Source organism: Caballeronia sp. LjRoot34 (genome assembly GCF_964253815.1).
In the GTDB taxonomy this organism is placed as follows: Bacteria; Pseudomonadota; Gammaproteobacteria; order Burkholderiales; family Burkholderiaceae; genus Caballeronia.
The window spans coordinates 1,255,332-1,278,131 of the sequence record NZ_CAXUSB020000002.1; the positions used below are offsets into that span (position 1 = coordinate 1,255,332).

General features: G+C 58.1%; 17 protein-coding genes and 1 pseudogene. 10 read left to right on the forward strand and 8 right to left on the reverse strand.

The features are described 5' to 3' along the window. Positions 1-2 precede the first annotated feature (2 nt). Positions 3-320 carry a TetR/AcrR family transcriptional regulator gene (locus tag ACSQ36_RS25180; RefSeq protein ID WP_436184037.1) on the reverse strand — a complete coding sequence of 106 codons (318 nt, stop codon included), beginning with the start codon at positions 318-320 and terminating at the stop codon, positions 3-5. A 144-nt stretch (positions 321-464) separates the two neighbouring features. After that, entirely contained in the window at positions 465-1,136 is a 672-nt protein-coding gene (locus ACSQ36_RS25185; RefSeq protein WP_436184038.1) for a TetR/AcrR family transcriptional regulator, read from the reverse strand. Positions 1,137-1,562: 426 nt separating this feature from the next. Here ACSQ36_RS25185 and ACSQ36_RS25190 point away from each other — a divergent pair, with 426 nt between their 5' ends. The 3 genes from ACSQ36_RS25190 to ACSQ36_RS25200 all read left to right on the forward strand — a co-directional run bounded on the left by ACSQ36_RS25190 (position 1,563) and on the right by ACSQ36_RS25200 (position 5,342). Continuing rightward, positions 1,563-2,396: an SDR family oxidoreductase gene (locus ACSQ36_RS25190; protein WP_436184039.1), complete on the forward strand. Its 834-nt coding sequence runs from the start codon at positions 1,563-1,565 to the stop codon at positions 2,394-2,396. 433 nt (positions 2,397-2,829) lie between these two features. Continuing rightward, positions 2,830-4,710, forward strand: a complete 1,881-nt coding sequence (locus ACSQ36_RS25195) for an AMP-binding protein (protein WP_436184040.1) — start codon at positions 2,830-2,832, stop codon at positions 4,708-4,710. After that, the gene (locus ACSQ36_RS25200) at positions 4,707-5,342 is read left to right on the forward strand and encodes a 2-hydroxychromene-2-carboxylate isomerase (protein ID WP_436184041.1); all 636 of its coding nucleotides are present in this window, start codon (positions 4,707-4,709) and stop codon (positions 5,340-5,342) included. The genes ACSQ36_RS25195 and ACSQ36_RS25200 overlap by 4 nt, the downstream gene beginning before the upstream one ends. Before the next feature lie 346 nt (positions 5,343-5,688). Here the strand turns inward: ACSQ36_RS25200 and ACSQ36_RS25205 are convergent. The 3 genes and pseudogenes from ACSQ36_RS25205 to ACSQ36_RS25215 form a co-directional block, all read right to left on the reverse strand. Next, a pseudogene (locus ACSQ36_RS25205) lies at positions 5,689-5,958 on the reverse strand (NAD(P)/FAD-dependent oxidoreductase); the annotation flags it as partial. A 207-nt stretch (positions 5,959-6,165) separates the two neighbouring features. Beyond that, entirely contained in the window at positions 6,166-7,017 is an 852-nt protein-coding gene (locus tag ACSQ36_RS25210; protein WP_436184042.1) for a hypothetical protein, read from the reverse strand. Positions 7,018-7,094: 77 nt separating this feature from the next. Further along, on the reverse strand, positions 7,095-8,159 hold the full coding sequence (locus tag ACSQ36_RS25215) for a DNA-binding protein (protein WP_436184043.1): 1,065 nt from the start codon (positions 8,157-8,159) through the stop codon (positions 7,095-7,097). A gap of 221 nt (positions 8,160-8,380) precedes the next feature. Between ACSQ36_RS25215 and ACSQ36_RS25220 the strand changes: the two genes are divergently transcribed. Beyond that, positions 8,381-9,541, forward strand: a complete 1,161-nt coding sequence (locus ACSQ36_RS25220; RefSeq protein ID WP_436184940.1) for a tyrosine-type recombinase/integrase — start codon at positions 8,381-8,383, stop codon at positions 9,539-9,541. A 742-nt stretch (positions 9,542-10,283) separates the two neighbouring features. On the opposite strand, the gene ACSQ36_RS25225 is transcribed toward ACSQ36_RS25220, so the two are convergent. Continuing rightward, positions 10,284-11,618 carry a hypothetical protein gene (locus ACSQ36_RS25225; protein WP_436184044.1) on the reverse strand — a complete coding sequence of 445 codons (1,335 nt, stop codon included), beginning with the start codon at positions 11,616-11,618 and terminating at the stop codon, positions 10,284-10,286. Further along, positions 11,615-12,652: a lipase/acyltransferase domain-containing protein gene (locus ACSQ36_RS25230; protein ID WP_436184045.1), complete on the reverse strand. Its 1,038-nt coding sequence runs from the start codon at positions 12,650-12,652 to the stop codon at positions 11,615-11,617. The genes ACSQ36_RS25225 and ACSQ36_RS25230 overlap by 4 nt, the downstream gene beginning before the upstream one ends. A gap of 962 nt (positions 12,653-13,614) precedes the next feature. Here ACSQ36_RS25230 and ACSQ36_RS25235 point away from each other — a divergent pair. The 4 genes from ACSQ36_RS25235 to ACSQ36_RS25250 all read left to right on the forward strand — a co-directional run bounded on the left by ACSQ36_RS25235 (position 13,615) and on the right by ACSQ36_RS25250 (position 20,417). Continuing rightward, the gene (locus tag ACSQ36_RS25235; RefSeq protein ID WP_436184046.1) at positions 13,615-13,833 is read left to right on the forward strand and encodes a hypothetical protein; all 219 of its coding nucleotides are present in this window, start codon (positions 13,615-13,617) and stop codon (positions 13,831-13,833) included. A 168-nt stretch (positions 13,834-14,001) separates the two neighbouring features. Further along, complete coding sequence (locus tag ACSQ36_RS25240) at positions 14,002-15,825, forward strand: AAA family ATPase (protein WP_436184047.1); 1,824 nt, start codon at positions 14,002-14,004, stop codon at positions 15,823-15,825. 3 nt (positions 15,826-15,828) lie between these two features. Beyond that, positions 15,829-16,464, forward strand: a complete 636-nt coding sequence (locus ACSQ36_RS25245; protein WP_436184048.1) for a 4Fe-4S single cluster domain-containing protein — start codon at positions 15,829-15,831, stop codon at positions 16,462-16,464. A gap of 530 nt (positions 16,465-16,994) precedes the next feature. Further along, positions 16,995-20,417: a protein kinase domain-containing protein gene (locus ACSQ36_RS25250; RefSeq protein WP_436184049.1), complete on the forward strand. Its 3,423-nt coding sequence runs from the start codon at positions 16,995-16,997 to the stop codon at positions 20,415-20,417. Here the strand turns inward: ACSQ36_RS25250 and ACSQ36_RS25255 are convergent. Beyond that, positions 20,392-21,021, reverse strand: coding sequence for a hypothetical protein (locus ACSQ36_RS25255; RefSeq protein ID WP_436184050.1), 630 nt, complete (start codon positions 21,019-21,021; stop codon positions 20,392-20,394). The genes ACSQ36_RS25250 and ACSQ36_RS25255 overlap by 26 nt on opposite strands. A gap of 93 nt (positions 21,022-21,114) precedes the next feature. On the opposite strand from ACSQ36_RS25255, the gene ACSQ36_RS25260 reads away from it, so the two are divergent. Together ACSQ36_RS25260 and ACSQ36_RS25265 are read left to right on the forward strand one after the other, a co-directional pair. Then, positions 21,115-22,452, forward strand: a complete 1,338-nt coding sequence (locus ACSQ36_RS25260; RefSeq protein WP_436184051.1) for a DEAD/DEAH box helicase — start codon at positions 21,115-21,117, stop codon at positions 22,450-22,452. After that, a complete protein-coding gene (locus ACSQ36_RS25265; RefSeq protein ID WP_436184052.1) occupies positions 22,376-22,798 on the forward strand; it encodes a hypothetical protein in 423 nt (140 codons plus the stop codon). Before ACSQ36_RS25260 ends, ACSQ36_RS25265 begins: the two co-directional genes overlap by 77 nt. Positions 22,799-22,800 lie beyond the last annotated feature (2 nt).

The following is a 22,800-nucleotide window of genomic DNA, read 5'->3' on the forward strand; positions in this document are numbered from 1 at the left end:
CTTTATGTACTCGGTTCGTCGGCGGCAAACCGCAAAAAAAGCTGTACCGACTGCCCTGCGTCGTCCAATGCGCCACGCCCTGTACGGGCGGCGTCGGGGCGATCGGCGTAGCGGCGGAATGCCGAAGCCCGCACCGCTGCGAGGATTTCCTGCTTGTCGAGAAAATATCGGTACGCGGCCGTCTGGCTCATCCCAAGATGTTGGGCAATCTGGCGCATCGTAACCCCTTCAACCCCGTGTTCGGCGAACAGATCCTCGGCCACCGCGCAAAGACGGGAACGAAACTCCTCAATCTGGTCCTGTGTAAATCGCTGACGCATGGTTGTTTTGCTGAAGGTCTGGGTAGTACGGGGGGGAATCCGGGATTCTGAAAGTGACTCAGGTAGGTGTCAACCTACACGTATGGGGTGACGGCGACCGGATGCGCCTGCCGGATTCTCCCCTTTTCGTGCACACTATCAGAGTCAGGTGGACGTCTCGCCTTGACTGTTCGCACCCTTCGGTTGTACTGCCGGCGCTGTTAGATAGCGAACCGCCATGACATGCAGTTCACGACTCAGCTCGCCATCAAACAGCTCGGGTGCGTAAAGGATGGAGCGGTGCGTAAGCGCTTCCACCGCCGACTCGACCATGAACGCCGCGAGCCGGATACTCGGGCGTTGTAGCGACTCCCCGTATGGCCTGAGAGCGTTCTCAAGAAGGTCGACAATGGCCATGGACACTCGCTGGAGATGGCGAGGCTTACTGACGCGCCCCATTTGCTCGAGCAATGCGCGGTGAAGTCGCACGTCGACAGCGTAGGCATCGTGCGTAGCCTCTATAAAGGCAGCCAGAATCTCGTCGAGGTCGCCACCCGCTGCTGACAGAAAACGTTCATTGAACCGCTCAAGCATGCGATCACAATGACATTTGAGCAGCTTTGCTGCGATGGAATCCTTGTTCGGAAAGTACTCGTAGAGCGAACCGACGCTCACGCCAGCCAGTTCGGCAATGCGGGTTGTACTGACTCGCTCGAATCCCTCGCGCGCAAAAAGCTTCGCAGCCGCCTCAAGGATAGCGTCGACCGTAACGACCGAGCGGGTCTGGCGAGGCCTTCTGCGCGGGCCGGTGCGAGTCCCCGGGCCTCCGAATGTCATTGCAGCGCTCCTTTGAACGAGGGCAGAAATCCGAATAGTACATCCTGGCGGGTCCCCCAAGGCCGCCGGACAGGGTGTTCGCCAGCCAGACAATCCGAATGGCGAACACCGGGACTTGCTCGATAAGATTCCCCATCGAGTGAAGTTGCCGAGGCACGGGAGGAGTCATCCGAAACGCCAAACCTTCAAGGGGACGGCCCATGGCTGATAAAACCGCGTGCGGTTCGCACCGGGCATTTCCCCCAAAAAGGGCACCCCAGATATCTTCTTCCCGAGCATATCGCTGCCTCGCCAGTGGACGAGCCACACGACCGCGTCGAGATGAATCCGAGACCAGTCGCCAGTTTTCGTGTCCGACAAGCCGTCGACGACGCTGCAAGTATCCAACTTGGTCAGGATCAGTACTCACTACACATAGGAGATTTCATGAAAGATATCTTTGCGCCGAACCTGCTTCAAGGTAAGCATGCGTTCATCACTGGAGCCGGCAGCGGGATCAACAAGCGGATCGCAGAAAAATTCGCCGAACACGGCGCACATGTATCTATCGTCGGGCGCAACATCGAAAAGTCGGTCGGAGCGGCTGCAGATATCGTTGCCACAGGCGGCAGCGCAAAAGGTTTCTCGGCGGACGTGCGAAGTTTTGAGGCGTTGAGCATGGCGGTAACAGCAGCCTGCACCGAGTTCGGTCCGATTGATATCTGCATTGCGGGCGCAGCCGGAAACTTCGTGGCCGAAGCCAAAGATATGTCGGCGAACGGTTTCCGGACGGTGATTGAGATAGATCTTCTAGGAACGTACAACACCTTCCGCTCTGTCTACAGCAACCTGCGCAGCGTCGGCGCCGACCTGCTAGCGATTTCCGCCGTGCAGTCGGTTATGCCCACAGCAGCACAAGCACATGTTTGCGCTGCCAAGGCTGGCGTTGATATGCTTGTGCGCACCCTGTCAATCGAGTGGGGTGCGCAAGGCATCCGATGCAACGCAATTGCACCCGGCCCGGTGGAGGATACGGAGGGAATGAAACGTCTCGCGCCTGAAGGTCAATCCAGTTGGGACAGACTGCTCGCCGGCATCCCCTTAGTGCGCGCCGCCTCTCGAGATGAGGTCGCTGACCTTGCGCTATTCCTGGTCAGCGGTGCATCACGCTATATCAACGGAACCGTAGTCGCCATTGATGGTGGTCAAAGCAATACGGGGTCTTTGCCAATGGGGAACATGCTTGTGGATTCCCTCCGGCGCGATAAAGCGGGCGCGTGACGAACAAGGTGGGCTAACGGAGTATTTTCCCCAGCATCGCGGCGGTTCATGCTGACTGCTTGCTACGCAGTGGCTATTCTCGACTCAATATTTAACAGCGTTCCGTTTTGAGCGCTCCGGATGATCCCAGCGTCGAAAAGGTCTTCGATGCATACCCACTGCATCGGTCAATGGAGAAAGGGGGCCTCACGCATGCGCGGATTACTCAATCGATACCGGTGCGATGCGCAGACCGCTGTTTGGTACCGGCCCGGCGTGCCGATAGGCAAGAGCTGTGTCATTGCGGTATGCCGTGATATCGCCGGGTCTTCGCGCGCGTCAAGCAATCCGACGAAAGCTTGATTGTGAGCGCCGTCTAACCAGGCAAACACACCCAAGAGTGCGCATCAGTGGAACTGACCCAACTCAAACAACATGTAAGCGGAGACATAGCATGATCGAATTCCCAGCTCAGTGCGCCACATCACAGCAGGAGGCAGAGCTGTTTTCTGGCACGACGCTAACCGATTGGCTGGATGTATCGAGCACTTACGGACTGTTCCGGTCTTGCGCCCAAACGCATAAAGATCGCATCGCACTAACGCACCTTGAGTCTGGGCTGCTCGACGAGCAACCACGGCAACTGACATACGCGGAGCTATTTGCGGAGGTTAATCAAACCGCAAACTTGCTGAGCTCCTTCGGGGCATCACGCGGCAAAGCGGTCGCCTTGCTAATGCCGAACCTCCTCGAAAGCTACTTCTTCGCGTGGGCTGCGGGTGCGGTCTCTACGTCGTTGCCGCTCAATTACATGTTGGCGCCGTCAGCGCTCGTTGCGCTCATGCGGGCCGCTAAGGCCGATATTCTGGTCGCCCCGGGGCCGGAAGTTGATGGGGGGATATGGGACAAGGTTCAGGCGATACGAGCTGAACTCGGCAGTCAGTTACGCTGTGTAATCCAGGTCGGGGGGGCAACGGCCCGGGCGCCGTGGGTAGTGTCATACGACGAAGCAAAGATAACGATGCCGGTGGATCGTCTGACGCACGCGAATGCGCCGACCCTAAATGACAACGCGGCCTATTTTCATACCGGAGGAACCACCGGCACGCCAAAGCTGGTTCGACACACCCACCGGAACCAGTTGACCTCAGCGTACGCGTTTGCATACCGCTATCAAATCTCCCCTGACGACGTCGCAATCAACGGTTTGCCTCTATACCACGTGGCTGGAGCGATCTGTTGCGGCCTTGGACAGCTTATGCGCGGAGCGCACATCATCAATCTTTCCCGCGACGGCCTTCGCAACCGAACTTTGCTGGGCAATATCTGGAAGCTCGTTGAGCGGTATCGCGTGACACTCGTTGGTGCTGTTCCCACAGCCATTGGCGCAATCGCAGACGCACCGGTTGGCGGTGCGAACCTGTCATCGGTGAAAAAGGCATTTTCCGGAGGTTCGTTAATGTCTCAAAGCGTTGCGGATCGCTTTGAAAGACTGACGGGCGTCCACATCCATGAAGCCTACGGTATGACCGAGACCTCGGCCTTAATTAGCACCGACCTGCTGCAAGATCGACATATTACTGGTTCGGCTGGATATGCAGTGCCTTTCATGCAAACTGAGATTCGCGAACTTCTTGCCGATGGCTCAATTGGTACGAGTGTGCCCGTAGGCACATCGGGTGTCATCGTCGTCAAAGGCCCCGCCGTCACTCCTGGATACCTCGATCCACGGCACGACGCTGACGCCTTCTGTGACGACGGCTGGCTAATAACGGGAGATGTCGGGTACAAAGCGGAAGACGGAAGGATTGCTATAAGCGGCCGAAGCAAGGACGTGATCATTCGCAGTGGCCATAACATCGATCCGATGACCATTGAAGAAGCGGCTCTGTCCCATCCGGACATTTCGTCTGCCGTTGCTGTCGGGCAGCCAGACCGCTATGCGGGCGAACTTCCAGTCTGCTTTGTGGTACCGAAACCCGGACGAACGCTCGACGTTGGCGAGGTGATGCGCCATCTTGAGTCAAAGGTTTCGGAGAGGCCTGCCATACCGAAGAATCTTTATGTGCTCGATACGCTCCCGCTCACAAGCGTAGGAAAAGTGTACAAGCCAGCGCTGCGCTGTGACGCGACAACCCGGATGCTTGAGGGATTGCTAGGCGATGTTGCTAGACTCAAGGTTTCTGTTCAAGAGGATGGCGGGCGGGGCTTGCTGGTGCAACTGCGATGCAAGCATGGGAGTGACATTGAATCTTTGCGCGCCGTGCTGGAGCAACGCCTTGATTCATTTCTGTTCCGGTGGAAACTGACGGTGGATGCCCGTGAGGCGACATGACATCGATTGATTTTTACTTCGACTTCGTTTCGCCGTATGCATATATCGCGTCCACTGCGATAGAGCAACTGGCGGCCCGTCACGACTGCGTGGTGCGCTGGCGACCATTCCGCGTCGGAGTGACTGTGACAAAGGTCATGGGATTGAGGCCGGTGATGGAGACCCCGCTGAAAGCGGAATATGTGCGCAGTGACGTTGCCCGCCTAGCCAAGGTGTTTGGTGTTCCGCTGACAGAGGATATCGACGTTTTCTATCCGGTCAACGCTCATCGCGTGTTTCACGGAGCGCCTTCGAGTGCTGCTCCACGGCTGGCAAAAATCCTCCTGTCTGCACGTTGGGCGGAAGGGAAAGACCTAGAGAACATAGACATACTGATAAGTCTCGCGTGTTCGGCCGGTATAGACAGAAGGACAGTCGAGATGGCGATCGAGGACCCTAGGACAAAATTTGATGTTCACGAGGCGACCAGGCAGGCAACTGATAGGGGCGTCTTTGGCTCACCGACCTGCGTGGTCGCCGAAGAGTTGTTCTGGGGTGTCGATAGGCTTTGGATGCTGGAAAATTTTCTGAAATCGGATCATCGATATCAGAGGCTTCATCCGCCAACTTCCCGGGCTCTGGGCATGCTTTGACATCAAGGGCAGGGGCGAACGCACGTGAAGGCACCCAATCAAACGCAATGTCGCCGTGCGCATCGTTCGGCCTACAGGCTGCCGAAGCGGCAAGCAAGGTATCGAGGTCATCCACGTGGTAAGCGGCTGGAAAGAGCACTTCGTGGTCAAGTGGTGTTTCCCCGACAGATGTCGAGGAGCTCGCGCAAAGCATCGACGGTGAAGAACTGCTGTCGCAACGACGAGGCTTCGACTTTGAGGAGTATACGGGCGCGGTCCGCAAGGGGAGGCGGCCACTCTTTCGGACCGAATAGGGCGACTCGCGCCCAGGAACATCCGAAGGGGCGCGCCCTGGCCAAGGCAAGGCCTACTCTCGGCTTCTTGCCCTCAAGAACTCGTGAATTTCGGAAACCACCGCAGCACCTTCACCAACTGCGGACGAAACTCGCTTTATCGATTTCGAACGTACATCGCCGACCGCAAATATACCCGGTACACTAGTAAGCAATGCAAAATTATGAGTTTCGGAATTGAACTCGCCAAAACCTGTCCTGACAAAGCCTTTATCGTCAACTTCGACGCCGCACCCGTTTAGCCAGCCGGTGCTCGGCTCGGCTCCGGTGAACAGAAACAGGTGTCAAAATAGGGTCCGCGTCTATCAGTGCTCCGATTTCGCTTGCCAGCGCCTGGAAGATTACTGTCTGTTGTGATGGATCGGTCTTCATCGCAGGTTCTTAGAAACTCCGGTTCAAGGGATGGCGGGCGGAGCAGGGAAATGGCGGTACCGAAGGTCGCACCTGTGAGCGGAAGGGTACGTGGAAATCGCCGATCGCCGCCGACAAATCTAGCTCAGCAAACGAAGTTTATTGTCCGAACCTATTTCCAGCGGGCTCGTCCAGTCATTCCATGTAGGTCTTCTGGAGGGCTTGATAAGTGTCGCGTCGCAATGGTCATCGCAGCGCAGGCTCGTCCAGAACATGCAAACGGAAGCTTGCGTCGGCTTCGGCCAATCGTCGGAGCCCAGATCTATCTTGACTTCAAGCCGGCGCTCCTCGTTGGCATAGCCGGCATAAAGAGTCCCCGTGCGACCATCCCCAAATCTGATGCCCGCGCCGTGGAGGCGAACGATAGCGTAGAGCGCAAGCAAGTCTTTCACGCCGTCGAAGAGCTGGCGTTCATGTGGCAAGATGATTTCGTTTTTGACCAGTACCGTGACGAAGTCGTCATGAAGAACGTCGTCTGTGAAGGCCGGTCGCCAGATAAACTGGTTTGCCAGAAAATCCAAGGTCTTCCGATCGCTTTCAGATAGCTGATATCCCGATGTTCGCTTCCGCAGCGCTTTCTCCAGCTTCGTTTTGGCTGCTGCACGCTGTAGTCCGCAACCGTCTTTCAACTCTTTATCTGTAAGCAGCCTGAGATTGGCCAAGCCGAGTGAGCGAAGGTCGTCGTCAGTCGGCTGGAGCCCTCTGAGGCCGAAGCTCCAGACGTTGAAGCTGGTGAACACATCACGTACGCGCTGCGTTACCGGACCTTTGTTGCGCTCGTCACGGTGTGCAAGAAAGTCCCCGAGTTCGCGGAAGCTTTCCTTGCCGTGCCACGATTCGCGCTGGTCGAGAAAGAGGCGATCGAAGTCCTCAACCTTGCCCCGGCCTTCAATCAGGCGTTGTGCACGTATCTGCAGCTCTGTGCGGATCATTGACAATTCCGGGATTAGCCAGCCTTTGCATTTGGACGACCTGTCGATCGCACTTGTAATACGCAGCGCCGAGTATCTCAGCGACCTGACGAGGTTGGTCTGCGAGCTGCCATGTCTGTGAACTTCAATTCACGGCGCACGCCTCGCTTGCCCGTTGATAACGGACGACGAGGGCGGTGAGGGACGTTAGATATAGGAGGGCGGCCGCCTTCCACCATTTGGTTAGACAACGCTTCTAGCCGTTCGCGCAGGAGTCCACTCGCCGCCATTTGCTCGTCGAGTGCTGTTCTCTTTGCAGCTAGCTCTCCCTCGATGCTCGCACACCGCGTCATGGACGCCGCCAGTTGCGTTTTCGCAGTTGAAAGAGCGTCACGCAACTGGTCTCGCTCGGCCTGGTGCGAGGTTTGGACCTCGGCCGCGCGCTCGATGCTTGCCTGCAGTTCCTGACGAGCCTGGCGAGCCGCCGTCCGCTCGCTGTCAATCTCCATGAGCGCCCGCTTTTCAACCGCAATGAGGCGTTGCTCGCTCTGGTCGTGTGTGCGACGCAGCTTGCCCAGCTCCTCGGCAAAATCCCGCCGGGCATCTGCCAGTGCCGTAGCGGCGCTTGCGGCTTCCTGTCTGAACTGGGTCAACTGACCTTCCAGCATTGCCCTTGCGGTTTCCAGTTCCACCAGACGCGCCTGCAGCCTCGCGTTTTCGAGCCCGAGTTCCGCTACGTCGTGTGACGCGTGCTCAGCGGCGAGAATCGCAGCGTCGCGCTCTGCCACCATACGCTGGGCGTGTTCGGTTGCGGCCACCGTCTCGCGCTGTGCGTCCTGTTTGAAGACCTCCAGTCCGGCATTGGCCGCATCACTGGAAAGGCGCCAGAGTGTTGCAGCGAGTTCGCCTGCGGCCGCCGCGACCTCGGCGGGCAGCTCCGGCTGGCCAACATCGATACGTGATTTCTCCCGTACCTCGGTCCAGAAGTCTCGCAGCGCCTTCGCCGGCGCGCTCATGCTGCCTTTACGAACCAGCTGGTAAAGCTTGTTGGCCGTAGGCGTTTCACCATATCTGAAGAACATGAGCGCGCAGACCTCGCGATACAGCGCCTGGGTGTCGGAGACGCGTTCGCGGGCGGCTTCGATGTCGATTTCGAGGGTCATGTCGGGCTCACGTGTAGCGGCTTGGGCGATGTGTTAATAATACAACGTATTATTGAAATATCACAACATCTCTTACACCATACACGACATTAGTACTATAATGTCGTGTATGATTTGATGCATGTTTTCGGCGGTTAAACCTTGCTTTTTGGACTTTTCGAAACGTGTCTAACGCTCAACTTGCAACTGTCCAGCCGGTCGAATCTCTAGTTGTTCCGGAAATGCTTGACGGCCGCGACGGCACCAATCGTGGTGCGGTCGGTGGCTCACAATTGTCGGCCACAAATGATCTGGACGCCGTGCGGGCTTGGCTTTCGAACTACGCAGACACAAAGACGACGTTCGACAATTACCGGAAGGAAGCCGAGCGCCTCTTGCTATGGGCTGTCGTACAGCTTGGTAAGCCGCTGTCGTCGTTGACGCACGAGGATCTGCTGATGTTCAAGGCCTTCCTCGTCGACCCGCAACCGGAGAGTCGCTGGGTGTCAGCGACTGGCGGAAAATATCCGCGTGGCAACGAACGGTGGCGCCCGTTCAACGGTCCGCTATCGCCAGCGAGCCAACGGCAGGCGCTGATCATCCTGAATGCAATGTTCGCGTGGCTAGTCAACGCCGGATATCTGCGTGGCAATCCAATGGCCTTGCTGCGTCAACGCGCAAAACGGTCCGCGCCGCGTGTCACGCGATATCTGTCTATTTCACTCTGGGACGAGGTTAAGCTCTTCGTCGAACAACTGCCGCTGGAAACGGAAGCACAACGGGCGTACCACGCTCGTTGTCGCTGGCTGACGACCCTGTTCTACCTCCAAGGTATGCGAATCTCCGAAGTCGCTGGCGGCCAGATGGGAGGTTTTTTCAGGCGGCTTGGGGCCGACGGACGGGATCAGTGGTGGCTTGAAACGCTCGGAAAGGGCGACAAGGAGCGAATAGTCCCAGTGTCAGGTGAGCTTATTCAGGAGCTACGACACTATCGGACTGCTAATGGCCTCCCCGCCCTCCCCACCCGGTCCGAGGAAACGCCACTAGTCATCCCGTTTAAAGGCCGCGCCCGTTGTCTATCGCGCTCCGCTGTGCATGATGCAATCAAAGGCATCTTCGCCGGCGCGGCGTCCTGGCTGCGGGCCAAAGGACTGGAGTTTGCGGATAGGGCCGATGAACTTGATCGGGCGTCCGCTCACTGGTTGAGACACACCGCAGGTTCACACCAGGCTGATGGCGGCGTGGATTTGCGGACTATTCGCGACAATCTCGGCCACGTGTCGTTGAATACAACCAGCCTTTACCTGCATACCGAGGACGACGAGCGTCACCGTGAGACAGTTGAGTGCCATCGAATGAACTGGGATGGCGGGAAAAGTATTAAGTCGAGCGATCAGGAGTGAGGCGCAGGCTTCGACTTTTTGCACCTCATATATATTGCTTCGAGACTCTTGCGGACCGGGTTTTGTTTTATGAATCGGTCGCTATACAGCAGCCGCCCGATGCCAGCGTGGCCATGAACGGGCGGCCGGCAGCCGCTGCGGGTACGCTGCGGCCCGACTAGATCTCCAACGGCCTGATCTGCTGGAAGAACACGGGAATCCCATAGGTCCGCTGCGACAGCACGTCTGCTCGATTCGTGCACCCATGTCTGTGCGACGGGGCCAGGCGAACGCCGTCACCGCCATTTTCGCGCTCACGGTGACAGACGTCGGGAGGTATTTCTTCGGCGCGAGAATCCGCTCCGTCATCGCCCGTCGCCCTGCACGCGCGCCAGCAACCTACGCAACCCAAGGTTCTGGTGGCCAACGCGAGGATCTTCCTCACCCGCAGCGATCGCATGCAGAAGCGATGCCAAACCACAATCATCCGCCTAGGGAGCACGCGGCCGTTAGCGGCCAATCGCATCAACAGGATTCACGTCAGCACGCGGGGCCAAAATCGAGTCAATTGCAACAAGAAGTGTCCGCCGAACGCGCGGTCTGAGTGATCGATCGCCACGCCTCCAGCGTGTAGCGTGTAGCGCGTGACCGCAGAGCCCGCTGCTTTTGGGCTCGATGCTGCGGGTGCGTGCCAAGTGAACTCTAGGCGCCGACCGCATCGCTTAGGATCGGTGGTTAGATATTAATTGTTCGTTGGGTTGGGCTACTGCGCAAACGCCGGCCCGTCGCTGGCTTCCTCGGCGCGGGCAACTATACGCGAGACGGCGACTGTGGTTCCGACCAACGCACGGTCACTTGTCACGACCTCGACGAATGGATAGATGACCGTGGCAGCACTAGGAACGGATATTTGCTCTCCGCTAGCCCCCTTGTTCCATTGAATCTTCGTTATGTGTCTGGACAGTCGCTTGCGTAACTGCAGTAAGCGTTTCCATATTCGATCCCTTCCGCTTAGGGCTTCTTCGTCCTCGCCGTCAATCTCCGACCAATCCCTGACGCCATCGGCAAAACGAGCGAACGCCACAAAGGTCGGCAAGCCTGTTTTTGGCGAATCAGGCAATTCAACCAGAAATATCGTTGACGAACGTAGCGCAGTAGCAAGTGCTGCGCTTGTACTATCGGAGAGGCCCGTTGTCCGGAATGCGGCCATATCCGCGAGCAATCCGGGCAACAAGTCAGCTGCGAGCCGCTGAATAGCCCATGCGGCTGAACCGCGCTCGAGAGGATCCCGCTGGAGGACATGCTGCCCATTATGGGACCGCTCGCCCAACGCAGATTGCCTGCTCTGCAGCTTTTGATAAAGCGCGCCGACTTGAGACGACCATGTTTGAAATCCCTTCCACCGGGCGATTAATGCATCGTCCGTGTCGTGCGCACCTGTAATCGCGAGCGCGGGAAATCCGATAAGCTGAAGGTCTGGCGCGCCGTGGCTGTCACCCTTAAGTCTCGGCCGGGTCTTATCCTGAAAGCCGAGTCGCGCTTGCAACTGTACTCCCTGCTTCGCGGCCTCACTGGCTTGGGAAAACAGGTTCAGCTCACGCAGTTCATCGGAAATATCAAACCAGATTTGCGTTGCGAGGCCTGCCTCGTCCAGTTCGACGTACTTCTTTGTCGCGTCTTGCGCCAACTTGATGGCACCTGCCACGTCAACGTTTGGAGGTCGCAACAGCTCGAATGCTTTGCCCTGTTCAATCGAAGCCGCCAGAAGCTTTCTGACCGAGAGGGAAGCGTCTCTATCCATCACTTCCAACAGGACCGAGTCAAGAACCCATTCGTCTTTCTTTACCTGCAGGTGGTACTCACCGAGCCGAATGTCGGCAGGGATAAAAAGTTTACCGGTGCCCGACTCAACGGCTCCCGTCAGGATGGTTTCTCCAAACACATCGACAAGGCTGACAGCAACGGAGGGAGCGCGAGGCTCGGTCAACTCACGTATCACGAGTTCGATTGTGTCTCCTGGATAGCTGATTGTATGACTCGTCTGAAGCGCAACAGCTTCGAATTCATCCTCGGAAGACTGGAAAACAGGATCATTCATGACAGAAATCTCCGAAGCTCCTCGTGTACATCAGGATTGGCGCAAAGAGTCATATGCTCCGCATAGTCACCACCGAATGCCTGGAAATCCTCGGACACCGCGATTGCGCTTGCGCCGGTCACAGTTCCGTCTCCGTCTGTCTGTGGCTGAGACGCTCGTATTTGCCAATGCTCTGTCACTTCATACATCCAGTCGGTCATCAGCTCAATGGAATAGACGCACTTGATCTTAACAGGCGGTGCCTTTTCCAACAGCGTGTGAACCGCAGACGCTGCGCGAAGATAAATCTGGTCACTATCAAGCCAGCCATCGGTATCGACCGCAGATTTGTGGGCCCCCCCTCGTCTTAAAAGGATTTTGCTGTTGATCGGAGGAAGCAACTGATAGAGCGCCGGCATATTCCGGAGTGCCAACATCAAGCGGGCTTGGGAGCTATGGTTGAACATTCGATAAAGATGCGCCATCGCGTGGCCGATTGCGCCAAGGTCGGGCTCTCTCTTGAGAGTAAAGTAGGCTTTGCTCGAACCTGCAACGGGCGATGCAATCTGAAAGACGCCTTTTACCTTGGAGCTCCCGGGCAAAGGCGTGTTCAACATCAGGCGTGTAACAAGACCTCCCATGCTGTGCGCGACAATAAACACAGGTTCAGGTAGCGACTCGACCAGTTCCCCAAGTTGTTTTGCCGAGTTTCTTAAATCCAGCCTCCAGTCATACGGGAATGTGCGAAAGTTTCTACCGATTCTTAGCCCCAGTCCAGCGGAGGAACAACAGAAATCCAGCAACGGTCCATACACCGGCTCTTTTTTCCACCAGGAGTAGCGAATTTCTCGTATGACCTCCGTCGCAACCAGATTTTTCGCGGTGAGCCGTTCTGGGGATCGACACAGCGAGTTCCAAACATCGCGGATATCCCCTCCCCAGACTACATCGGTTTGAGGAACTCCTCGGGCATCGCGACCGCTCTCCCTCAGTTCGGATCCCATAATTCCTGGAATGAAAACCACGGTGCCGTCGCCAAGTCGTCCCAATGGCATACCCCCTCCGATGTGCTTTCGATGCCGGATCTTCTTGATACCTTGGCAAGAGCACGAATTAGTATTCGAATTTCGGTCGCCGGCTTGCGAAAATCGGCGGCATATCGTCCATGATTAACTTATCGTAGGGTGAAATCTCCAAATTGCAAGACTACTACGTCATGTTCGCCCTCGATGCTGGAGTCGAAAAATCAGCAGCTATAGTTTGGCGATTTCTGGCGAACGAAGCACATTGACTTGTCTGAAGAGTTAGTTTATCCGGGGTTCTTCGGTTGGCCGCCCATACAAAATCCCTGAACCAGACAGGATTCGGCGTCCGGGTGATAGTAGGAAGCTCGTTTGTCGCTGCCAGACTTGTAGCTATGCAAACTCTGGTGTTCGACGACCAGCGCAAAAACTTCTCCAAAAATATGTCGAGCCGGCATCGGCAATGAATATGGCCACGACCGGCTCGGCCGCCTTTTAGAAAAAGCGTCGCCCGCCTTGACAGGCGGATGTTGGGTGACTCTTCATGTCGGACGTGGCGATAAAGCGCCGATCCGTCAGCAAACCCTTAGGCGTGCTACGCTGGTGATAACATAGCCACCTGTGCCCGATGGGGACAAGCGTGCGACTCTTTTTCAGGGGACGTCCAGGTCGCACAACGCCATCCACAGCCTGCAGCGCTCACTCCGTTTTCGTTTTCTCCAACGTTTGTCGCCCTGCGCGGGTGGCGCCAAGGAGAAGTTCAATGAGTAAAGAAGCCGGTCGCGATCAAGTTGGCAAATCGCACTAGACCGCCGTTGACGCTCTTACGGTACTAACAAGACAAATCCGCAACCCTCTGACGGGACAGCTCCTCGATATCAAGAGCTATTTGACGTCGTTCGAGTTGCATCAATGACGTTATTTTTCATACGATCATTTATAGAATTATGTTGAATAATACTGGCTCTCTCAGGTTTTGAGCACAGCCCTCGGAAATGCCAAAGTCTTTAGCCGACCCTAGCGGGTCGGCCTTTTTTTCTGAAAGACCCTCGCTGTCAGGGAGGCTGGTTATCTACTCGATCGGTGCAGGCAAGCATTTCTCGTTCAAAAAGCGGAAGGCCCTGGCCAATGCCGGCCTGCGCCAGGCGAACATTGAATTCGACCACATTGTTCGCATCGAGCTCACACCGCGCGATGAAGTTGCCGAAGCCTGAATTCGAGACGGACGAGACGCGCGTTGGCGGCAAAAGCGTCGCAAGGATGTTGCGACCACGACGCGTCTCGGTTCGCAGCCTCACTGGCTATCAAGCGCTGGGACGCTCTCGCCATTCAGGGGACTTGGGCTATGGTAACGTTCCTCTTTTCGATTTACCTGCCGCGACATGCCCTCTTACGCCAAACCTAGGTGGATGCGTGACCTGCTTCGGTTTCTTCCGCTGAAGAGTCAGTTCGTTCTGTCGGGCAACATCCGTGACCTCCAGGCCTGCGAAGTTGCGCCGGACGTCATCACGCCGTTGCCATTCACGGCGGCGCTGTGCGACAGCCTGAGAGAGGCCGGATACGGGCATATTGTTGTGTGGGACCCGGTTTCTGGCTTCAAATGCGCTGAAGCGCCAGGTGCCGCAAACGATCGGCCCGACGAAACGTTGCAGGTACTGGGTCTTACGCCGGTTAATGGTGCCGCAGCGGGCGGCGTAGATATTCTCAGCACCGTCCTTGAGCGGGCGGTTGGCGCTTCAGGCGAGCCTCTCGCGCTCGTTATTGATTTTGCGTCGCGCCTGGCCGTGCATGCGGAATCACTGAGCTCGAGCGAGCACAATCTCTTTACCCGCGCGCTGGTTCTTGCTCATTCAGCCAAACCAAGGCCGGCCGGCGAACAGAGACGCCCCTTCTTCAATTCGGTTATCTGGGTCGTTGACAAGGAAGGAGACGTACCGGATTGGTTGCTGATTGATAACCCACGAGTTCATCATATTCCGGTTGCAAAACCGGACAGCGCAGCGCGCCGGGCGTTGTCAGCCGCCTTCCTGCGCGCTGTCCCGGGCGCGCAGCAGGCTTCGGAAGAAGCCCGCGCAGCGGCCGAAACCGCGTTCGTGGACGGCTCTGACGGTCTCCTGCTGGCTGACATGCACGCGATTGCCACCCTCGCCCGCGTGGAGGGCGTGCAGGTCGACAAGATCGCCGACGCAGTGCGCCGATACAAGGTTGGCGTCACCGACGACCCGTGGCTAAAAATCGACCGGGACAAAATCCGCAACGCCGAAGCTTTCGTGCGCAACCGGGTTAAGGGGCAGTCCCATGCGGTGACGCACATGCTCGATCTGGTCAAACGTGCAATGACTGGAGTCGGGGCCCAGCGCAAGGGGAACCGCCCTCGTGGCGTGGCGTTCCTGGCCGGACCCACCGGCGTGGGCAAAACAGAACTGGCGAAGACCGTCACAAGCCTTCTGTTCGGAGACGAAAGCGCCTACATCCGGTTTGACATGTCGGAATTCAGTGCCGAGCACGCCGACCAGCGGCTTATTGGCGCACCGCCGGGTTATGTGGGATACGACGTCGGCGGCGAGCTGACAAACGCGATACGGGAAAAGCCTTTCAGCGTCGTGCTTTTCGACGAAATCGAAAAGGCACACCCTCGCATCCTCGACAAATTCCTGCAGATTCTGGACGACGGCGTGTTGACGTCCGGTCGCGGCGACCGCGTGTACTTTTCCGAAGCGCTCATCATTTTCACGTCCAACCTCGGCATTTACCGGCAGGACGAGGCTGGGGAACGCGTCGCCAATGTACTGGCCAGCGATCCCTTTGAGGCAATGCAGAGCAAGGTTCTTGCCGAAATCCAGCGGCACTTCAAGCTGGTTCTCAACCGCCCCGAAATCCTGAATCGCATCGGCGAAAACATTATCGTGTTTGACTTCATCCGGAACGACGTTGCCGAAAAGATCTTCGAGCAGATGGTGGACGCCGTACTGGATGACATCGCGGCACAGGAGATTGCGATCGAACTGGAAAGCGAATCCCGGACAGCGTTGAAGCTTCGCTGCCTGCAAGACCTGTCCAATGGCGGCCGGGGTATAAGAAACCAGATTGAGGCACACCTGATCAACCCTTTGGCTCGCGGTCTGTTCGATCAGGACGCTAAAGCCGGCGACCGCTTTGCCTTGCGGGGAATCGCCTCTGGGCATCTACAGCTTCAGAAGCGCTAAATCATGGATCTGCGTCTGTCGCGCGTGCATTTCCCGGTCACTACGTTAGGGCCGGGCCAGCGACTCGGAATCTGGTTCCAGGGCTGTAGCATTCAGTGCCCAGGGTGCATTTCGGCCGACACCTGGGCGACCAGTCGCGGTCACACGACGCTGGAAGATCTTGTCGAGCGGATCACCCTGTTGCTTCCAAATGCGGACGGCATCACGATTTCGGGTGGCGAACCTTTCGACCAGCCGGATGCCCTAGTCGCCCTGCTTTTAGCTCTCCGCGAACGTACGGGGACCGACATTCTCGTGTACAGCGGTTACGCCCTTGAAGACCTGGGCGCCCCCCTTCAACGCGCGCAGGGCCTAATCGATGCTTTGATTACTGACCATTTTGAACTGCATTCCGCGCATTCGCGCCCGCTACGCGGGAGCGATAATCAGCGAATGCACTTTCTCACGGCGTTGGGCCGCGAGAGATTCATCGAGTATGAACGTCCATTGACGGAGGCCGACAAGTCACTGGACGTAATGTTTGATGAAGATGGCAGCGTCTGGTTTGCAGGAATTCCCAGTCGTGGCGATTTTCAGCGCCTGAGAGACCTATTAAATGACGAGGGCCATCTGGTCCAAATCAGCGCCGATAAGGCGTGAAGCCGATAAGACAGGAAATGTCAGCAATGATGCGTTTTTGCCCGAAATGCAAGACTGAGCGGTCGCTGCAGGAGTACTCCTGCGAAGGCACGGTTGACGGTCACACGTGTGAATGGGACCTATTATTGGAGCCGCTGCGGAACTCTGGTGACCGACCGAAAGATGTCGTTACCTTCGAAGAGGTAGCCGACAACGCCGGCCCTGCCGACGGCTCCACGCCGCCACCGACTGTGCAGGAATGTATGAATGGTCACCCGATGATTGACGGGGACCTGATGTGCCTCGTGTGCGGTGCCGACCCTGCGCCTCGGACAGCTCAGTCTGAGGTGCAATCCGAAGAAACTGACGAGCAGCCGCCTCTTCCGGACGACGGCACAACCCCCGAAGAAACCCAAATCGACGGGTGGCGACTACTGCGTCGCATATCCAGCAGCGATAGCACCCGCGAGCGGTACATCGCACTACACAGGGACGACAGCCGGCAGGCCGTGCTGACACTGTATAGGCAAGGATCCGAGCCGGACCCGTCCGTGTATGAGGTCGTCCGTCGCCTGCCCCGCGAGCACGTGCCAGAAATAATCGCCACCGGGCGTTGGGATAATCGGGCATACGAGGTCGCGGAAGAGTTAAGCGGCGGCACACTTGCCGACATTGGCATCGGCCTGCGGGACATGCCGACAATCCGGCACGTGGTCGATGAACTTGGGCAGGCGCTTCGTTCATTCTCGGAAGCGGGCTTGCGGCATCGTGACCTGCGCCCGGGCACCCTGCTTGTGCGCAGCCGTGACCCGATTGACCTTGTGATAAACGGTTTTGGCTCGGCCCGGCTCTCGGACTTCGACCTCGACATTGTTTCCCCGCTTGAGACCAGCAGGTATATGGCGCCCGAGGCGATTGCCGGCGGTGTCGCCGCTGCATCGGACTGGTGGAGTCTCGGGATGGTTTTGCTCGAGCAGTTGACCCAGGGCGCCTGCTTTGAAGGAATCAACGAGCGCGCGTTCATGATTCACGTGCTCGCGAGCGGCGTGACGCTTCCGGACAATCTCGACCCTTCGCTGCACCTGCTGCTTCGCGGACTGCTGGCTCGCGACAGGCATCAGCGTTGGCAATGGTCTCAGGTAAAGGCATGGCTGGCCGGCGAGGATGTGGACGCGCCCTCCGCCGCCGTGACGGAGGCTGATAGCAGCGAAGGCGCCAGCATCGCGCTCGGTACGAAGCGGTTCCATAAACCGACCGTGTTCGCGCTCGCCGCAGCTGAACGTGACAACTGGGCGCAAGCGTTGGACCACCTCCAGCGCGGTGTGCTCGTTACGTGGGCGGAAAATGCAGGACTGGCGGCAAGGACACTCGCCGGCATACGGCAGGCTGCGCAACTGGACAGAGTCGACGACGACTGCCGCCTGATGATTGCGTTGAAGCTGCTGAATCCCGAAATGCCGCTCATTCTGTGCGGAGACATCGTTACCCCAGGCTGGCTGCTCGAGCACGCACTGGCTGGCTACGATCTCATCACTGGTCCCGTGCCACCTTTCCTCGACCGCCTGGAGACAGAAACGTGGTTGTCCCGCTTGCGTCTTCGCGCGGAGCAGGTCCGCAATCGAGCGCACGGACACAATATTGAACTGGACGAAGATACGGTCCGTATCCATCTCCTCTCCACTTCACGGGCGCGTCTAGTAGCGCTTTGGGAAGAACGGCGACGGCTGCTTCCAGACTCGGACCATCCGGGCCTTCAGTCGCTGTCTGAACGCCGGGCGATAAGCGAAGAGGACCTCATTGTCCTGTTGAGTGCATCCATCAATCAGTTCCGGTCTGTCGATGCAATCATCGAACAGGCCACGCAACTCGCCGCGAAAGAGCAGATACTAGCCTTCGACGCTGAGGCTGCGCGCGAAGAACTGGTGTTGCCGCGAGCAGATCTGTTTCACAAGGTTGATGAACGAATCGCAGGGTTCGCCCGCACAGGTAACGCGACAGTCGATGACTGGGCGGAGCAGTTCCGTCTGGAGCGACGCCTTCCACTACATGAAGCCGTGGTCCTGCTGTCTGTGCCGGAAGAACAATGGCTGGAACCGCAGAAGCAACAGTACGTGTCGCAGATCCTCGATTTTTTCGAGAAGAAAGTTTCAACGGCCGTGCTGCGCGGACCGCTCGTCCGGATGACCATCGGCAAGACGACCGGCCGTGTCGACGTGAACGAACTGAACGGCGAACGCCACACCAGCGCATCGATTCTCGAGCATCTGCTTCAGCGCAACTCCCAGACAGTTACCATCGACCCGGCCGTATTCGGCGGGACTGTCACGCTGGAAAACCGTCTCAACACGCTGCAAAGGCAGACATCGCTCTATAAGCGCGACACGGGAATCGATGGCCTGTATCTGGGCTTCCCCTTCCTGCATTTCAGGGATATCAGAAGCAGTTCCCGCCCTCGCATTGCACCCGTTCTGTTGTGGCCTATCAAGCTGCTGATGGAGGTCGGGTCGCGCGGACAGGTCTCGCTCGCTTTCGACAGTGAACGGGAAGAAGTGAGACTGAACCCGGCGCTCGAAGGGCTGCTAGGACGCGAGGCCATCAAGCCATGGCGTATAGCCGCTGACGAATTGCTCGGCCGCTCGGCGCTCAAGATTCCAGACGTGATGGACGCCTTTGGAGTGCTGGCTTCGGCCGAGCGTAGAAAGCTGTCCGGCTTGCCATCTCCGGCTGTTGACATCGCCGCCGGTCAATCGCAGCTTGCGTGCTCGGCCGTGCTTTTTCACGTGACGTTCATGGGACAGGCCATTGGCGAAGACCTTCGGCAGCTGAAGGCGCTTTCGCCGGCCGGCACCGCGCTTGAGACAATGCTGCGGCTCAAGGAACGGGCTTCCGCCGAGCGCGCCGAGGCCGATAATGCAGAGATCGGCCGATTCCTAACAGTCGCGAGTGACCCATCGCAGGAGTCCGCCGTGCTGCGGGCACGCCAGAGTCCGGGACTCCTGGTTGAGGGGCCTCCGGGAACAGGCAAGAGCCAGACCATCGTGAACATGGTCTGCGACGCCATCGGGCGCGGGAAGAGCCTGCTGATTGTCTGTCAGAAGCACGCCGCGCTGGAGGTCGTGCACAAACGGCTCGTCGCTGAAGGCCTCGGCGATCGCATCGTGATGGTCAACGACGTCAACAAGGACCGCGAGCCGACCATCCGTGCCATTCGCGAGCAACTCGACGCCATCTTCAATGCCTCCGCGTTCGACAACGGATGGCTCCGGCAGAGAGAGCGGATGGCGGCCCGAATTGAAGCCCTTGAGGGCGAACTGGACCGTCACCACCAGGCACTTCATGCGGTGGATGAGTACACCGGCCTCAGCTATCGAGTGCTCCTTGGTGAGCTGATTCAGCTTGAAGCAGGCGAGCCGCCTATCGACGTGCCACAGCTTCGAACGAAGCTGTCTGCGATGGACATTTCGTCGCTCACTACGCTGGAAGAGCAGTGTGCGCCTCTCGCCCGGTACTGGTTGCCAGCTCGCTATGAGGGCAGCGCCCTCACCCAGCTCAAACACTTCTCAACAGATCCAGCGACCATCAAGGGGTTTCAGGCTGCCTTTGCGTCCTTCGTCGAGGCCGAACAGCTTCGCATCGACACTCTGGCCACTCACCCTGCCCGGTTTGATATCGATGACCCGGTGCCGTATCGCGCATGGCTTGATGCAAACGCGCGCCGGCTTGTCGAACTCGGCGACGTGCAGCGCAAATCGCTTGCCCAGTGGCTACCGTTGTTCCGTCCTGCGGACAAGCCTGATGCAGCGGGGCATGCCCACTACGCATCACTCAAAGGCTTACATGACAGCCTCGTTCAGACGGACGGGGGCGCGTTCGATGCGACGCTCTCGCCCGCTCTTGCCCGTCTGCCGGTACCGGAGCTAGCCAGCATCGAAGCGCGAGCCACACTCGCTACGCGCGCGCCCACCTTTTTTTAGCCGCTTCAATCCGGCGACCTACGCCCGGCGTAGCGCGCTGCTGAAGTTCGCGGCAGCGCAAGGCGCGGCCGCAAAACACGACAAACTTCAGCACATCCGTGACGCGGCCCGGCTCGAGCAAAAGTGGCGTCCGCTGCGCATTTCGTTGAATACGGTTAGTCAGTCGTTGCGCCTTGCAACGGTCGATGAGGTTTGCGGCCCGACACTTGCCGACGAGTGTCTCACCCGCCTTCGCCAGCTTGAAGAAATCCGTGAGCTCGCCCAGCATCTGGCGATCGCACCGCGTGGTGATGAATTTGATTCGGCCGTCATGACCGGCGACCGTGCGCCGGTTGAACAGCTTCTTGACGGGTTTGAGATGGCTTTCGTGCGCCATAACGCGCGTCAGCATAGCCGGCAGGCGTTGGCGGCTCTGGAGGACTGGTTCTCGCCAGAACTGTTCGGAGCTTGCACTGCAGCCATCGCACAGAACGTCAGCTACCAAGCGCCGCTGAACCGCATCAAGGACGCTCTGCCTTCTCTCGCGGCGTACCAGCAGTTCCGCACCCGGGCGCGACATCTGAATGAAGCTGCACTTGAAATTTTTGCCCTGATGCGCGGTCACGAAGCATCCTTGGGCGTGATACGCCCTGAAGACCTTGACTTCGAGGTTCGGCGTCTGATTAACCGGGAAGCGCGGCTCGGCTGGAAGCGGCGAATGGAGCAGGAAACTCCCGAGCTCTTGCTCGATCAAAGTGAGACGGCCGCGAAGATAGAGGCTCTGGCTGCGGCAGATGAGCAGATGCGAGGACTTAACCGTGACGTTCTGCGCGAAGGTATCGAGCGTAGCAAACTGAGTCCCCTTCGCGACTGGGAGGACGTCACGCGTCTGGCGGGCAAGCGTTCACGCCGGCTGCGCGAATTCATCGAGCTGGGCGCGCGTCTGGGACTGATGTCGCTCAGGCCTGTGTGGCTCATGAATCCGGATGTGGCGAGCCGCGTTCTGCCGCTCAAGTCGAATCTGTTCGACTCGGTTGTCTACGACGAGGCATCGCAGATGCCAGTCGAATTTGCGCTCCCGACGCTTTTCCGTGGGAGCGTTTCGATTGTAAGCGGCGACGAAAAGCAGATGCCGCCGACGACCTTTTTCTCCAGCCGTGCCGAGAGCGACGAGACAGAATTCTTCGACGGCGAACAGCCGGAAGAGGATGCAACGCAGGAAGAGCGCGAGCTTTTCGAAGACACGTGGAATCGGCGCGAAATCAAGGACTGCCCTGACCTGCTCCAGCTCGCTCGTACCGCGTTGCCCATTTCGTCGCTCCAGATTCACTATCGGTCGGCTTACCGAGAGCTCATCAGCTACTCGAACGCGGCGTTCTACGAGAACAACCTGAGTGTTCCTGTTCGCCATCCGGATGCGACTGTGCGCGAAGTGAAGCCAATCGAGCTTATTCAAGTGAATGGGCTATACGAACAGCAAACCAATCCGACGGAGGCGAAGCGTGTCGTCGAGTACCTCGCGAAGCTCTGGCAGCGGCCCTTCGCCGAGCGTCCGTCAGTCGGTGTTGTGACGTTCAACCGCAAGCAGGCCGATCTTATCGAAGAAGAGCTGGCGCTACGCGCTGAGGAGGACGCTGACTTCCGCGATGCCTACCTGGAGGAGCGTGATCGCGTAGAAGGCGGAGAAGACATGGGCACCTTCGTGAAAAACGTAGAAAACGTTCAGGGTGACGAACGCGACGTCATCGTCTTCTCAACGACCTTCGGCCGGAACAGCCAGGGTACGTTCAGGCGTCACTTCGGGGTGCTTGGGCAGAAAGGTGGTGAGCGCCGGTTGAACGTTGCGGTGACCCGTGCAAGAAAGAAGGTTGTGCTCGTGACGTCCATGCCGATCCGCGACATTTCCGACATGCTCAGCACCCAGCGCAAGCCCGCGATTCCACGCGATTATCTTCAAGGCTACATGGAGTACGCGCGCGATGTCGAATGGCGAACTGCCTGCGGGCCGAGCGCTCCTCAGCCGTCTCTCGAGCGAGCGGGCTCACGCAAGATTTGATGATGGCAAGAAGGCCGATGGCTTTGCAAATGCCGTCCTTCAGTACATCCGTTCGCTGGGCTTTTCGCCTGTATCTGCGCAGGAAGGCGACGCTTTCGGTATGGATTTCGCGATCGCCGACCCGGAGAGCGGGCTTTATGCAATCGGGATTGAGTGCGACGCGCCTCGTCACGTCCTCCTGCAGCGGGCGCGTGCACGTGAAATCTGGCGCCCATCGGTCTTGCGTCGGGCAATCCCGCGCTTGCATCGCGTATCGTCGCAAGCCTGGTACCACAATGGCGACGAAGAGCGGGAACGTCTGAAGACGGCGATTGAAGCGTCGCTTAGCATGGAGGTGGAAGCATGAGC